At 68.3% G+C, this 13,861-nt stretch carries 12 protein-coding genes and 9 tRNA genes; 10 read left to right on the top strand and 11 right to left on the bottom strand.

The window, feature by feature from the left end; genetic code table 11:
* From AC0662_RS40410 to AC0662_RS40440, 7 genes are read left to right on the top strand one after another with little or no spacing between them, the layout of a single operon-like run.
* Positions 1–825 carry a fumarylacetoacetate hydrolase family protein gene (locus AC0662_RS40410; protein ID WP_452192988.1) on the top strand — a complete coding sequence of 275 codons (825 nt, stop codon included), beginning with the start codon at positions 1–3 and terminating at the stop codon, positions 823–825.
* Positions 822–2,273 carry an aldehyde dehydrogenase (NADP(+)) gene (locus AC0662_RS40415; RefSeq protein WP_478307299.1) on the top strand — a complete coding sequence of 484 codons (1,452 nt, stop codon included), beginning with the start codon at positions 822–824 and terminating at the stop codon, positions 2,271–2,273. The genes AC0662_RS40410 and AC0662_RS40415 overlap by 4 nt, the downstream gene beginning before the upstream one ends.
* Positions 2,270–4,057: an IlvD/Edd family dehydratase gene (locus AC0662_RS40420; protein ID WP_452192991.1), complete on the top strand. Its 1,788-nt coding sequence runs from the start codon at positions 2,270–2,272 to the stop codon at positions 4,055–4,057. Before AC0662_RS40415 ends, AC0662_RS40420 begins: the two co-directional genes overlap by 4 nt.
* A complete protein-coding gene (locus AC0662_RS40425; protein WP_478307301.1) occupies positions 4,057–5,361 on the top strand; it encodes a nickel pincer cofactor-dependent isomerase, group 22 in 1,305 nt (434 codons plus the stop codon). The genes AC0662_RS40420 and AC0662_RS40425 overlap by 1 nt, the downstream gene beginning before the upstream one ends.
* Entirely contained in the window at positions 5,358–6,224 is an 867-nt protein-coding gene (locus tag AC0662_RS40430; protein ID WP_452192996.1) for a hypothetical protein, read from the top strand. The genes AC0662_RS40425 and AC0662_RS40430 overlap by 4 nt, the downstream gene beginning before the upstream one ends.
* Positions 6,221–7,594 carry an FAD-binding oxidoreductase gene (locus tag AC0662_RS40435; protein ID WP_452192997.1) on the top strand — a complete coding sequence of 458 codons (1,374 nt, stop codon included), beginning with the start codon at positions 6,221–6,223 and terminating at the stop codon, positions 7,592–7,594. The genes AC0662_RS40430 and AC0662_RS40435 overlap by 4 nt, the downstream gene beginning before the upstream one ends.
* Positions 7,591–8,877, top strand: coding sequence for an alpha-L-fucosidase (locus tag AC0662_RS40440; protein ID WP_478307303.1), 1,287 nt, complete (start codon positions 7,591–7,593; stop codon positions 8,875–8,877). Before AC0662_RS40435 ends, AC0662_RS40440 begins: the two co-directional genes overlap by 4 nt.
* A gap of 177 nt (positions 8,878–9,054) precedes the next feature.
* Here the strand turns inward: AC0662_RS40440 and AC0662_RS40445 are convergent, their stop codons facing one another.
* The 11 genes from AC0662_RS40445 to AC0662_RS40495 form a co-directional block, all read right to left on the bottom strand.
* Entirely contained in the window at positions 9,055–9,177 is a 123-nt protein-coding gene (locus AC0662_RS40445; protein ID WP_452193000.1) for a hypothetical protein, read from the bottom strand.
* A 111-nt stretch (positions 9,178–9,288) separates the two neighbouring features.
* Positions 9,289–9,372, bottom strand: a tRNA-Tyr gene (locus AC0662_RS40450).
* 1 nt (position 9,373) lies between these two features.
* A tRNA-Glu gene (locus tag AC0662_RS40455) sits at positions 9,374–9,446 on the bottom strand.
* Positions 9,447–9,480: 34 nt separating this feature from the next.
* Positions 9,481–9,571, bottom strand: a tRNA-Ser gene (locus AC0662_RS40460).
* Positions 9,572–9,709: 138 nt separating this feature from the next.
* On the bottom strand, positions 9,710–10,906 hold the full coding sequence (locus tag AC0662_RS40465) for an RtcB family protein (RefSeq protein ID WP_452193002.1): 1,197 nt from the start codon (positions 10,904–10,906) through the stop codon (positions 9,710–9,712).
* Between the two features lie 28 nt (positions 10,907–10,934).
* Positions 10,935–11,026, bottom strand: a tRNA-Ser gene (locus tag AC0662_RS40470).
* A gap of 10 nt (positions 11,027–11,036) precedes the next feature.
* Positions 11,037–11,109 (bottom strand) — tRNA-Gln (locus tag AC0662_RS40475).
* Between the two features lie 33 nt (positions 11,110–11,142).
* Positions 11,143–11,589, bottom strand: coding sequence for an HNH endonuclease (locus AC0662_RS40480; protein WP_452193004.1), 447 nt, complete (start codon positions 11,587–11,589; stop codon positions 11,143–11,145).
* Between the two features lie 84 nt (positions 11,590–11,673).
* Positions 11,674–11,747, bottom strand: a tRNA-His gene (locus AC0662_RS40485).
* A gap of 2 nt (positions 11,748–11,749) precedes the next feature.
* Positions 11,750–11,823 (bottom strand) — tRNA-Arg (locus tag AC0662_RS40490).
* Positions 11,824–11,915: 92 nt separating this feature from the next.
* Positions 11,916–11,991, bottom strand: a tRNA-Pro gene (locus tag AC0662_RS40495).
* Between the two features lie 701 nt (positions 11,992–12,692).
* Here AC0662_RS40495 and AC0662_RS40500 point away from each other — a divergent pair.
* The 3 genes from AC0662_RS40500 (at position 12,693) to AC0662_RS40510 (ending at position 13,531) form a co-directional block, all read left to right on the top strand.
* Positions 12,693–12,768: transfer RNA gene (locus AC0662_RS40500), tRNA-Thr, on the top strand.
* A gap of 104 nt (positions 12,769–12,872) precedes the next feature.
* Entirely contained in the window at positions 12,873–13,034 is a 162-nt protein-coding gene (locus tag AC0662_RS40505) for a hypothetical protein (protein WP_478307305.1), read from the top strand.
* Positions 13,035–13,204: 170 nt separating this feature from the next.
* Entirely contained in the window at positions 13,205–13,531 is a 327-nt protein-coding gene (locus tag AC0662_RS40510) for a hypothetical protein (protein WP_478307307.1), read from the top strand.
* Positions 13,532–13,861 lie beyond the last annotated feature (330 nt).

The following is a 13,861-nucleotide window of genomic DNA, read 5'->3' on the forward strand; positions in this document are numbered from 1 at the left end:
GTGGCTCCACTCGTGGGCGTCAACAGCTTCGCGGAAGTGCTCCAGTTGCCGCTCGACGAGCTGAAGGCCGCCGTCGCCAAGGTCGGCGGCGAGCTGCCGGTCGAGGGGCTGAAATTCCTGCCGCCGCTCGACGGCCGGGGCGAGGTGTGGTGCTCGGGTGTCACGTACGAGCGGTCGCGCGGCGCGCGGATGGAAGAGAGCACCGAGCAGTCGGTGTACGACAAGGTCTACACCGCCGAGCGGCCGGAGCTGTTCCAGAAGGCGCCGGCCTGGCGGGTCGTCGTCGACGGCGAGCCGGTGGGTATCCGCACCGACTCCGGTCACGACGTACCCGAGCCGGAGCTCGCGGTGGTCGCCAACAGTCACGGTGAGATCGTCGGCTTCACGGTCTGCAACGACATGAGCTCGCGATCGATCGAGGGCGTGAACCCGCTGTACGTGCCGCAGGCGAAGCTGTTCGCCGGCGGCTGCGCGCTGGCGTCCGGGATCCGGCCGGCCTGGGAGGTCGCCGATCCGAAGAACCTCGGCATCAAGCTGGTGATCGAGCGCGACGGCGAAGAGGTGTTCGCGGACACCACGTCCACCGCCAAGCTGGTGCGGGAGCTCCAGGACCTGATCGACGTACTGTTCCTGCCGAACGACTTCCCGGACGGCGTGATCCTCGCGACCGGTACGGGCATCGTTCCGGAGCTGGACTTCGCGCTCGCCGAGGGAGACGTGATCACGATCACCATCGACGAGCTCGGCACGCTGACCAACACCGTGGCCACCGGCCGGGAGCCGTTCGCGTTCCTGGCCACCGACAACCTGGAAGGAACGCGATGACGCAGGACACCACCCCCGCCGAGCTGGAGCAGGCACTCGCCGCGGCGGCCGCGGCGGCACCCGCCTTCGGCGCCGCCGAGCCCGCCGTCCGCGCCGGGTGGATCCGCGCCGTCGCGGAGGCGCTGGACGCCGCGGCGGGCGAGCTGGTGCCGATCGCGATGCGCGAATCGTCGCTGCCCGAGGCGCGGCTGACGGGCGAGGTCGCCCGCAGTACCGGCCAGCTGCGGATGTTCGCCGACGCGCTCGAAGAAGGCTCGCTGCTCGAGGTCACCATCGACACCAAGGACGCCCAGGCCAAGCCGGTCCCGCGTCCGGATCTTCGGCGCGTACTCGTGCCGCTCGGTCCGGTCCTGGTGTTTGCCGCCAGCAACTTCCCGTTCGCGTTCAGCGTGTGTGGTGGCGACACCGCGTCCGCGCTCGCGGCCGGCTGCCCGGTGATCGTCAAGGCGCACCCGGGCCACCCGGAGCTGTCCGCCCGGACCGCCGAGGTGATGATCGAGGCCCTGAAGGCGGCCGGTGCACCGGACGGAACGTTCGGTCTGATCGCGGGCTTCGACGTCGGCGTCACGGCGCTGAAGGACCCGCGGATCACCGCGGCCGGCTTCACCGGTTCGGTCCCGGCCGGCAAGGCGCTGCACGAGATCGCGGTGACCCGCCCGGAGCCGATCCCGTTCTACGGCGAGCTCGGCAGCCTGAACCCAGTGTTCGTCACGCAGGCCGCGATCGATGCCCGTGGCAAGGACATCGCGAGCGGGTACGTCGGTTCGTTCACGCTCGGCGTCGGTCAGTTCTGCACCAAGCCCGGACTGCTCTTCCTGCCCGCCGGTCACGGTCTGCAGGAGCAGCTCGTGGAGGCGACCGGTGGTGTCGCCGAGGCGCCGATGCTGAACGCCCGGATCAGGGACGGTTTCAGCTCCGGTCTCGACCGGCTGGAGAAGGTGGAGGGCGTCCGCGTCTGGTCCGCCGGCCCGGCCACGCTGCTGCAGACCACGGTGAGCGAACTGCTGGCGCGTCGCGACGAGATCCTCGAGGAGTGCTTCGGCCCGGTCTCGATCGTCGTCGAGTACTCCTCGCCCGACGAGCTGAGCGCAGCCATCGAGGCCTTCGAAGGCAACCTCACGGCGACGCTGCACGCGGAGGACTCGGACGCCGAGCTCGCGCGTGAACTGCTCCCGCTGCTGACCGCCCGCGCTGGTCGGGTGCTGTGGAACGGCTGGCCGACCGGCGTTGCCGTGTCCTGGGCCCAGCACCACGGCGGCCCGTTCCCGTCGACGGTCGGCTCGATCCACACCAGCGTAGGGGTGACGGCGGCGCGGCGGTTCCAGCGGCCGGTCGCGTACCAGGACGCTCCCGATGCGGTGCTGCCCGACGTACTCAAGGACTCGAACCCGGCCGGGACCACCCGGCGGGTGAACGGAACCGTGACCACAGGTGAGGTGTCGCGATGACTGACGAACCGACCGTTGACGAACCGGACGAGCCGATCGGCCTGCGGAGTTTCGACCACTGGTTCGGCGAGAAGGGCCGCAACGGGTTCATCCACCGGTCCTGGATGAAGTCGCAGGGCTTCTCCGAGGAGGCCTTCGACGGCCGCCCGGTGATCGGGATCTGCAACACCTGGTCCGAGCTCACGCCGTGCAACGCGCACCTGCGCCGGCTCGCCGACTCGGTCAAGCGCGGCGTGTGGCAGGCCGGCGGGTTCCCGCTGGAGTTCCCGGTGATGTCGCTCGGCGAGACGCTGCTGCGGCCGACCGCGATGCTGTTCCGCAACCTGCTCAGCATGGACGTCGAGGAGTCGCTGCGCGGCAACCCGCTCGACGGTGTGGTGCTGCTGACCGGCTGCGACAAGACCACGCCCGGCTCGATCATGGGCGCCGCGAGTGTCGACCTGCCGACGATCGTCGTCACCGGCGGTCCGATGTTGAACGGTAAATTCCGCGGCTGCGACATCGGCTCCGGTACGGCGGTCTGGCGCTTCACGCAGGATCTCAACGCGGGCCGGATGTCGGCGGAGGACTTCGCGGCGGCCGAAGCGGGCCAGTCGCGCAGCAACGGGCACTGCATGACCATGGGCACGGCGTCCACGATGGCTTGTATGGCCGAGGCACTCGGTCTGCAGCTGACCGGGTCCGCGGCGATCCCCGCCGTCGACTCCCGCCGGTACGTCGTCGCGCAGAAGTCCGGGCAGCGGATCGTCGAGATGGTCAAGGAAGACCTGAAGATCAGCGACATCCTCACCCGCGACGCCTTCGCGAACGCGGTCCGGTCGAACGCCGCGATCGGTGGTTCGACCAACTTCGTCATCCACCTGCTCGCAATCGCCGGTCGCGTCGGCGTCGACGTGACGCTGGACGACATCGACCAGTGGGCGCGCGGCGTGCCGTGGCTCGTCGACCTGCAGCCGTCGGGCAAGTACCTGATGGAGGACTTCTACTACGCCGGCGGTCTGCCCGCGGTGCTGAAGGAGATCCTGCCGCTGCTCAAGACCGACGCGATCACGGTCACCGGCAAGACACTCGGCGAGAACGTCGCCAACGCCGAGCGCATCGAGGCGACGTACCCTGGTGCGCCCGCGGGCAGTGAGACGTACGCCGTGATCCGGCCCGTCGGCGACCCGCTGGGCAGTGGCGCGGGAACCGCTGTACTGAAGGGGAATCTCGCGCCGGACGGTGCGGTCATCAAGCAGTCGGCCGCGTCCGAGCGGCTGTCGCGGCACCGGGGCAAGGCGCTGGTGTTCAGCAGCATCGAGGACTACGACAAGGCGGTCGAGGACCCGGATCTCGACGTCGACGAGGACACCGTGCTCGTGTTGCAGAACGCGGGTCCGCGCGGGTATCCGGGGATGCCGGAGGTCGGCAACATGACGATCCCGCGGAAGCTCGCGGAGATCGGTGTCGACGACATGGTGCGGATCTCGGACGCGCGGATGAGCGGTACGGCGTACGGGACCGTCGTCCTGCACGTCACGCCGGAGGCCGCTGTGGGTGGGCCGTTGGCGCTGGTGCGGACGGGGGACTGGATCGAGCTCGACGTACCGGCTCGGCGGTTGCATCTGGACGTCTCCGACGAGGAGCTCGAGAAGCGCCGCGCCGACTGGCAGCCACCGACCCCACCGACCGACCGCGGCTGGGCCCGCCTGTACGTCGACCACGTGACCCAGGCGAACCAGGGCTGCGACCTCGACTTCCTGGTAGGCCGCACCGGCTCCGCCGTCGCACGCCAGAGCCACTGATGTCCTGGGGCCCCTTCGAAGCCATCCGTGGGTTTCGGCCCGCGGGTGTGCTTCCGCAGGTCACGCCGATCCGGCGGATCCTCACGGATCTGCCGGTCTCGGCCGACCCGTACGCCGAAGCACAAGCCGTACTCGAACCGCTCCGCTCCCGCATCGTCCCCGACGCCCGGATCGCCGTCACCGCCGGCAGCCGCGGGATCCACGACCTCGTGCCGGTGGTGAAAGCCGCCGTGGACTGGCTCAAGGCAGCCGGCGCGGCGCCGTTCGTGATCCCCGCGATGGGCTCGCACGGCGGCGCCACCGCCGACGGCCAACGCGAGATGCTCGAAGGACTCGGCATCACGCCGGAGTCCATCGGCTGCCCGATCGAGGCGACCATGGAGACCGTGGTCGTCGGCACGCTGCCCGACGGCACCGAGGTCCACCACGACGCGATCGCCGCCAAAGCAGACGGCGTACTGCTGGTGAACCGCGTCAAACCACACACCGACTTCCGCGGCCCGATCGAGAGCGGGATCGCGAAGATTCTCGCGATCGGTCTCGGCAACCACGCCGGCGCCGCGTCGCTGCACGCCGGTGGCATCCCGGCACTCGGTGGCAACATCGAAGCGGCCGCCCGCATGGTCGTTGCACAAGGCAAGATCCTCGGCGGTCTCGCGATCCTGGAGAACGCCCGCGAGCAGACCGCCGCGGTCGAACTGCTCGAAGCCGACGGGATCGCCGAAGCGGCCGAGAACGGCTTGCTGCAAAGGGCATCCAGCCTGCTCGGGCGGCTGCCGTTCGATCAGCTCGACGTCCTGGTGATCGACGAGCTCGGCAAGGACAAGTCCGGCGCCGGCATGGACACCAACGTGATCGGCCGCTGCTGGGTGCACGGGATCCCCGAGTTCGAGTCGCCCTCGATCGCCGCGATCAGCGTGCACTCGCTGTCCCCGGCGTCGCACGGGAACGCGTCCGGGCTCGGCCTCGCCGATGTCATCCCCGCTCGGCTGCTCGAGCAGATCGACCTGCACGCGAGCTACGTGAACGCGCTGACCTCCGGCGCCGGCGGAGCGCGCCGCTCGCGGCTCCCGATGGTGATGGAGGACGACGCGGCCGCCGTACTCGCGGCCGTGACGATGTCCGGACGGCGGCACTGGTCCGAGCTCCGGCTCGCGCGGATCAAGGACACGCTGTCGCCGAACGAACTGATGGTGACCCCCGCCCTGCTGACCGAGGCGGCCGAACGATTCGACCTGGAGATCACCGGTACGGCGCGGGATCTGGCGCCGACCGGGACGCTCGGAGGATGGAGCGAGAGATGAACCTTCGCGAAGCACGTGCCCTGCTCGCCGACCGCGGTTTCGGTCCCGGGGAGGCGTCTACGAAGACGTTCCCGGACGGATCGCCGTACAAGGTGGAGATCCCGTCCTGTGAGGGGCCGCGGGTGATGACCGCGGTGCTCGAGGAGGCGAAGGAACGCGGCGTCACCATCGATCGGGTGTCGCAGGGCAGCGGCGTGATGATGCTGACCGACGGCGAGATCGAGGAGATGCTGTCGCTCGGCTCCTCCGCGGGTGTCGAGGTGTGCCTGTTCCTCGGGCCGCGCGGCTCCTGGGACATCGGTGGTCAGGCCAAGGTCTCGGCCGCCGTCGGTGGTGTTGCCCGGGGCAACGACCAGGTCGCGGCGTCGCTGTGTGACGCCTTCCGCGCGGTCGAGCTCGGCGTACGGAGTCTGCTGGTCGGCGACATCGGCGTACTGGAGCTGCTCGGGCAGCTGAAGGTGGACGGCTCGTTGCCGTCGGACCTGGTGCTGAAGACGTCGGTGCTGATGCCGTTGCCGAACGCGCCGACCGCGCACCTGTACGAGCGGCTCGGCGCGACCAGCCTGAACGTGTCGACGGACCTTCCGGTGCCGGTGCTCGCGGAGATCCGCTCGGTGACGACGGTCCCGATCGACATGTACATCGAGGTTCCCGACGACCAGGGCGGGCACGTCAGGTTCTACGACGTACCGGAGATCGTGCGGGTCGCGGCGCCGGTGTACCTGAAGATGGGGCTGCGGAACGCGCCGAACATCTACCCGGTCGGTGCCCACCTCGCCGGTACGGCGGAAGCTCTCGGGCGTGAGCGTGTTCGGCGGGCGGAGTTGATCCTCCGGCTGCTCGCCGAACAGGATGAGGGATGACCGATTCCCTGATCGCGCGGCTGCGGTCCGACCTCGGGGACGCGGCGGTCGTCGACGATCCCGACGTACTGGACAGTCATCGGAACGACCACGCGACGTTCTGCACGGCTGGTCGGCCGCGGGTGCTGGTGCGGCCGTCCAGCACGGCCGAGGTCCAGGCGGTGATGAGGGCGGCATCTGAGTTCCGGGTGCCGGTCGTCACGCAGGGCGCTCGGACCGGACTGTCCGGGGCGGCGAACGCGGTCGACGGCTGCGTGCTGCTGTCGACCTCCCGGCTCGCGCGGATCCTCGAGGTGTCGGTCGAGGACCAGGTCGCTGTCGTGCAGCCGGGAGTGGTGAACGCGGAGCTGTCCCGCGCTGTCCTCGACCAGGGGCTGTTCTACCCGCCTGACCCGTCGTCGTGGGAGATGTCGACGATCGGCGGCAACATCGCGACGAACGCGGGCGGGCTGTGCTGTGTGAAGTACGGCGTGACCTCGGACTTCGTACGCGGGCTGGAAGTGGTGCTCGCCTCCGGTGAGGTCGTCCGGACCGGTCGGCGCGCGGCCAAAGGTGTCGCCGGGTACGACCTGACCCGGTTGATCGTCGGATCCGAAGGAACGCTGGGCGTCGTCACCGAGGCGACGCTCGCGTTGCGGCCCGCGCCCGAGGCGGCGTTGACCGCGGCGGCGACGTTCCTGTCGATCGAGGACGGCATCGCGGCCGCCGCGGCGGTGATGGCCTCGGGACTCCGGCCTTCGTTGCTGGAGTTCCTGGACAAGCCGACGGTGCAGGCGATTCAGAACTACCGCGACATGGGGCTGCCGGCCGAGGCCGCCGCGATGCTGATCGCGCAGTCCGACCGCGGCCCACGGGCGGCAGCGGACGTCGCCCGCATCGCCGAGATCTGTACGGCGCACGGCGCGGTCGACGTCGCCGAGGCGTCGGACGCCGAAGAGTCCCGGATGCTGCTCGAAGCGCGGCGGCTGGTGAACCCCGCGCTGGAGCCGCTCGGCGTGACCTTGATCGACGACGTCTCCGTACCGCGGTCGCAGCTGGTCGCGCTCGTGCGCGGCGTCGCGGAGATCGGTGCGAAGTACCAGGTGCTGATTTGTTGCCCAGGGCACGTAGGTGACGGCAACATGCACCCGACCGTGGTCTTCGACCGCAACGACGCGGCCGCCGAGGTGCGGGCGCTGGAAGCGTTCAGTGCCGTGATGGAACTGGGGCTCCGGCTCGGCGGGACGATCACCGGCGAGCACGGGATCGGCACCCTGAAGGCACGCTGGCTGGAGACCGAACTCGGACCGGTCGGGCTCGAACTGCACCGGCGGATCAAGCAGGCCTTCGACCCCGACAACTTGCTCAACCCTGGAAAGGTACTGCTGTGATCGACGACGTACGGCGGTCCGCATCGGAGGTCCGCCCCTCGCCGCGGCAGGTCGCGTGGCAACGGCAGGAATTGACCGCGTTCGTGCACTTCGGGCCGAACACGTTCACGGACCTGGAATGGGGGACCGGCGTCGACGATCCGGCGGTCTTCGATCCCTCGGCGCTGGACTGCTCGCAGTGGGTGTCGTCGTTGGTGTCCGCCGGGTTCAAGAGCGTGATCCTGACGGCCAAGCATCACGACGGGTTCTGTTTGTGGCCGAGCAAGTTCCTCCCGCATACCGTTGCCGCGTCGCCCTATGAGGGGGACGTGGTCGCTGAGTTGTCGGCTGCTTGCGCGGCGGGCGGACTCGGGTTCGGGGTGTATTTGTCGCCGGCGGATCTCTATCAGGAGAAGGCGCCTGGTGGGTACTACGGGAACGGTAGCCCTGCTGTGCCGTCTGATGTCGGCGGTTCTACCTATGTCGTCGACGACTACAACCGGTTCTATCTGAATCAGTTGCACGAACTTTTGACGGGCTACGGGCCGATCGCCGAGGTGTGGCTGGACGGGGCAAATCCCACTGGCGGTGGGCAGACGTATGCCTATGACGCGTGGTTCGACCTGATCCGGCGGCTGGCTCCGGACGCGACGATCGCGATCGGCGGGCCCGATGTGCGGTGGGTCGGCAACGAGGACGGGTTCGCGCGGGAGACCGAGTGGAGCGTCATTCCCTTTGCGGACGGGCAGATGCTGGCGCAGCAGACCGCCGTTGACGTCGCCGGGCCGGAGCTGCTGGCGCAGGCGGACGAGTTGCGGTGGTACCCGGCGGAGGTCGACGTGTCGATCCGGCCGGGGTGGTTCTACCACTTGAACGAGGACGCCTCGGTGAAGTCGTTGCCGGAGCTACTGGACATTTATCGCCGATCGGTCGGGCGGAACGCCGTACTGCTGCTGAATATCCCGCCGGACCGGCGCGGACTGTTCGCCGATCCGGACGTCGAGGCGCTGGCTGCGTTTGGTGCGGCGGTGCGGTCGTACTACGACGCTGCCGTCGAGCTTCCCGGTGAGATCAACGTGCTCGATCTGCGGGAGGACATCGAAGCGGGTCAGCAGGTAGAGGCGTTCGCGGTCGACGGGTTGATCGACGGGACGTGGACCGAGGTCGCCCGCGGTACGACGATCGGCCACCGGCGGTTGCTCACGGTGGATCCGGTCACGCCTGACGACGTCCGTGTCCGAGTGTTGGCTGCTCGGGGCGAAGCGACCGTATCGCTCGCCGTGCACTTCGATCCGACGCTGTAAGTCCCCCTGCCTGGAGTCGAACCAGGGACCGAGCCTTCGGAGGGCCCGGCGAGATTCCGTCACCAGAGGGTCGACGTACCGAAGGACGGGTAGTGCACCGGCGAAACGCCGTACGCGCTGTCGTGCCCACGCTCAGGTGCTACGCGGCGCGTTGGTACTACCCGTCCTTCTGCACGCTTACTCCTGGACCGAGACCACGCGGATCCAGTCGGAGCATTCCGCGTCGCACCACACGTGATCCCCACGGTGAGCGATCCGGTCGCGCTGCATGTGTCCGCAGGCGAGCAGCACGCGTCGCATCGAGTGACCTTGCTGGACCGGAGCACCGGTCCTGCCGCCAGGCACTCGCTTTCTGTTCCTGAGGTCGGCCATGGCCGGTCCTCCTCTCTTGTCCCATCTTTGAGTGATCCGTGCAGAAGGCAGGATTCGAACCTGCTCAGCCCGAAGGCAACGGATTTACAGCCCGCCCCGCCTCTCCCACGACGGTGCTTCTGCGTACCCCGTACCGGATTCGAACCGGTGATCTCCTGGCTGAGAACCAGGCGTCCTGACCGCTGGACGAACGGGGCGTGGCAGGGTGGCCGGTCGATCCCGGCCACCCAGCGGTGAGAGTGAGATTCGAACTCACGGGCCGACATGTCAGCCGACCGACGGTTTAGCAAACCGCTGCCCCTACCGACAGGCGGATCCCACCTCGCACCGCCCGCCGTCTCCCCTGCCGACGACGGGCGGCTGTGGATAACTTCCGCGCCGACACCCCTGACACTTGTACGCTTAGTGAAAAGGAAGAAGGCGCACGACGGGCAGGCACCTACACGCTCCGCCCGCCGCCTCAACCCTTGACGCAGATGACCTGCTTGAGGTGCGCGACAACCTCGACCAGGTCGGACTGCGCCGCGATGACCGAGTCGATGTCCTTGTACGCCGCCGGGATCTCGTCGACCACGCCCGCGTCCTTGCGAGACTCGACGCCCGCGGTCTGCGCGACCAGGTCGTCGACCGTGAAGCGGCGCTTCGCCTCGTTGCGGCTCATCCGCCGGCCTGCCCCGTGCGAGGCCGAGTAGAACGAACGCTCCGAGCCGAGCCCGCGAACGACGTACGAACCCGTCCCCATCGAGCCCGGGATCAGCCCGAGGTCACCGGCACCCGCGCGGATCGCGCCCTTGCGGGTGACGAGCAGGTCGAGATCGTCGATGTGCTCCTCGGCCACGTAGTTGTGGTGGCACGAGATCGGCTGCTCGAACCGCACGTCGACCTCGAACGAGTCCCGCACCGCCTGCATCACCAGCGCGAGCATCACCGCGCGGTTGCGGGCCGCGTATTCCTGCGCCCACGTGAGGTCCCGGCGGTAGGCGTCCATCTCCGGCGTACCGGACAGGAACACCGCCAGGTCACGGTCCGGGAGGTCCGCGTTGTGCGGCAGGTCCCGGGCGATCCGCATGTGCCGCTCCGCGAGCTCCTTGCCGATGTTCCGGCTGCCGGAGTGCAGCATCAGCCACACGCGGTCCTCGTCGTCGAGGCAGACCTCGATGAAGTGGTTACCACCACCGAGCGACCCCATCTGCTGCTTCGCCTTGCGCTCGCGGTCCTGCACGCCGTCGTGCAGGCTCGAGAACACGCCCCACAGCCGGTCCCACGGACGCGGGTCGAGCCCGAGCCGACGTACCCCGACCGGGTCCTCGTGCGCCCGGAAGCCCACCGGTACGGCGGCCTCGATCCGCGACCGGATCGCCGACAGGTCGTCCGGCAGGTCCGCGGCGGTCAGCGAGGTCAGGACACCTTCCATCCCGCACCCGATGTCGACCCCGACCGCGGCCGGCGACACCGCCTGGTACATCGCGATCACGGACCCGACGGTCGCACCCTTGCCGAGGTGCACGTCCGGCATCACCCGGACCCCGTGCACCCACGGCAGCGCCGCGATGTTCCGCAGCTGCTGGAGCGCCTTCGCGTCCACGTCGTACTCCTGCGCCCACATGAGCGTGGAGCTCTTCGCCCCACTCAGCTCAACCGGAAGCCCCACGTTCATCTCCTCACCTTCCTCGATCATGTGCATGCGGCGGAAGCAGGTCTCGAACCTGCACGCCCGTTGAAGGGCTGACCGTTTTCGAAACGGCTGCCGTTAGGCCGAAACTCGGCTTATTCCGCCAGTGGACAAGCTGCCAGGGCAGGGCTCGAACCTGCGGGACCTCGGGTCAGAACCGAGGGTGGGTCACCGTCGCCCACCTGGCATCGCGCTCGTCGGCGGCACCGGTGGGTGTCGCGTCAGAGCGCCAACTCGGCACGGGAAGGGATCCACGGCTGCCACAGCAGTGGCATGCCGGCCTCTTCCGGTGTGCGCGAGCCCTTCTTCTCGTTGCACCGCGCATGCGCGGCGACAGCGTTCAGCCACTCACCGCGACCACCGCGCGATCGTGGAACCACGTGGTCCATCGTGGTGGCGCCCGGCTGACCGCAGTACGCGCAGGTGTACTTGTCGCGCTTCAGTACGCCGGCCCGCGTGTACTGCAGCCGCCCACCGGCGTACCGCCACTTCATCACGACGTAGCGGACCAGTCGCAGCACGCGAGGGAGAGGGAACGGTCCGATGCTGGCGCCGTCGTGGGCCTCCTCGACGACGGCGACCTCGCGGACGAGCATCCGGATGGCGTGCGGGATCGACACGACATGCAGCTGCTCGTACGAGGCATTCAGGACGATCACACCGCTCATGTGGTTCCTCCTCCCTTCCAGTGTGCCCGACCCGCGGTCGGCGAGTCGTGGATGTCGGTGTCGGGTCAACAGATGTTCACTCAGGGTGTCCGACGGGGCTCGAACCCGCTTCCTCCGGGGCCACATCCCGGTGCATCGGCCGCTTCTGCTTCGGACACAGCACACCCGGCAGGACTCGAACCTGCAACCTCCTGCTTCGTAGGCAGGTGCCCTCTCCAGTTGGGCCACGGGCGTTCAGGTGCCCTGCGCCGGATGTACTGCGGATTTCCGTCACAGGGCACGCTTGGGGCGCCCGCTCGGCCGGTAGCAAGCATCCTGCGGGCGCCTGGTCCAGCTGGAGGGACTCGAACCCCCGATCTCCTCAACCCAAATGAGGTGGCCTCGCCGCTGGCCTACAACTGGTCCTCCCCGGGGCGCGTCGCCGGCCCCGGGGAATTGCGATAAATGTCCAGTTGTCAATTGTGCGTGCCGATATCCGTGAATACCGGAAAAAGCATCGGTGGAAGGAATCGAACCCTCGTGACGCGGGTTTGGAATCCGGTCCGCAACCTTTGCGCACCGACGTGGCCCGGACTTCCGGGCAAAAGAAAAGAGCCGCCTGCCGCCGGGTACCCGGCTCAGACGGCTCCTGGAGATCTCCCCAGTTCAAGGGATCATCCAGGCGAACCGTCCACGCGCGGGCTCCGCTCACTGCCCAGCTGGTGATAGGTCGTCGGGTCGAGCACGGATCGCAGGCATGCCGACAAAGCCACGCGGCCGAGCCGCCAGGCTTCATTCCGGATGCGCATCCCGTACACGATGTCTCCTCAGTGGTCTAGTTCCTTGCGGGAATTAGTCTCACCCATCCCGCTCAAGAAAGTCAACGCATTTCCCAAAACAACTATTCCATCAGTTCCTTTTCCGCCCCATCCGACGCACCCCACCGCACCCAGGTTCCCGCCACGCCGCTCCCAGCCGCACGCCTGTTCCCGTCCCGCTCGTGGGGCGTTCCGAGGCGACCCGGCCCACACGGCCGCGCCCCGCCGTACCCCTCCCCGGACCGCCCCGCCAGGATCCGATTCGGAATCCTCCCCTCCCAGCCGCTACACTCTTCGACGGCACCCGCCGCCTTAGCTCAGTCGGCAGAGCGTCTCACTCGTAATGAGAAGGTCGTCGGTTCGATTCCGACAGGCGGCTCCACCAAACCCCCAGGTCAGCGGACACTCTCCGCGCTGGGGGTTCGTCGTATCCGGCTCCGATCGCCTTCAGCGCCCCCGTAGTGCCCCCGAGGACTTCCTGACGGCTTGCCGGGGGACTGGTCGCCAGCTCGCGATCGTCTGCAACAACACCGGGCGTATCGGTCCGCGCTTGCCTCGACCGTCGGCCTGGCCGACCTGGCCGCCGCACGAGCCGATGCCGTGATGACCCAGATGGACGAGCTGACCCTGGCGATCCGCGCCAGCTAGGCCGGTTGGCACATTCCGCGGAGCTGTGGTCCGCCAATAGATCCGCGACAGATTTCCGTCAGCCGATGTGCGACAGGCTGGACGTCTGGCGACCCGCTTGAAGCGGCCGGCCGACGTACGGATCTGGCGAGAGTCGCGCGCTAGTCGCGGCGGTCAGCGATGATCTTGCGATGACGACGAGCCAGCTCTGGGAACTGCACCACGAGGGGCGCGCAGTTGCCCGGCTGCATGTATCCGAGACCGACTTTCCATGGCTCAGCGCGACAGTTGAGCGCTGCGACGGCTACGAGAATGTCGAGCAACTCTTCCAGGAGGAGTTGCGCCAGTTCACGCTGATCGAGGACGAAGAAACCGCGGCGTGGACGGCGGCGTATGACCGGATCCGATCCAAGACGAGGCTTATCGACCCGACCGGTCGCGCAGTTGCCGAGTTCCTCCTCCACATCGACGGTGACCAGGCTTGGTGGCGCTGGGAGGACGAACGATTCCCCGCGTAGCGCTCGCCGAGCCGACGAACGGGATGCGGTATTGATCACGCGATCCCAACTGCCGCGAGCTGACGTGCTCGGCGTCTGACTGCCGGTTAGCCTCGCCCCCGGCGGCTCGATCGTACGGCCGACACGACACGCATCAAGAGCGCCGGAGGCGTCGCTACGGGATCGGCAAGCCACCTCTTGCCCGCGCCACGCTGACCTTGGTTGGCAGCTATCAGACCTCCGATGTGGTTATCAATGGGCCTGACCCGTTTTGACGGACATCCGAGATCAGGAGCTTGTGCTCCGGAAGGATGTTCATCATGGAGTCCATGGGCAAGAAGAAGCCGCGGC

The sequence above is a fragment of the Kribbella sp. NPDC043289 genome (assembly GCF_056436705.1).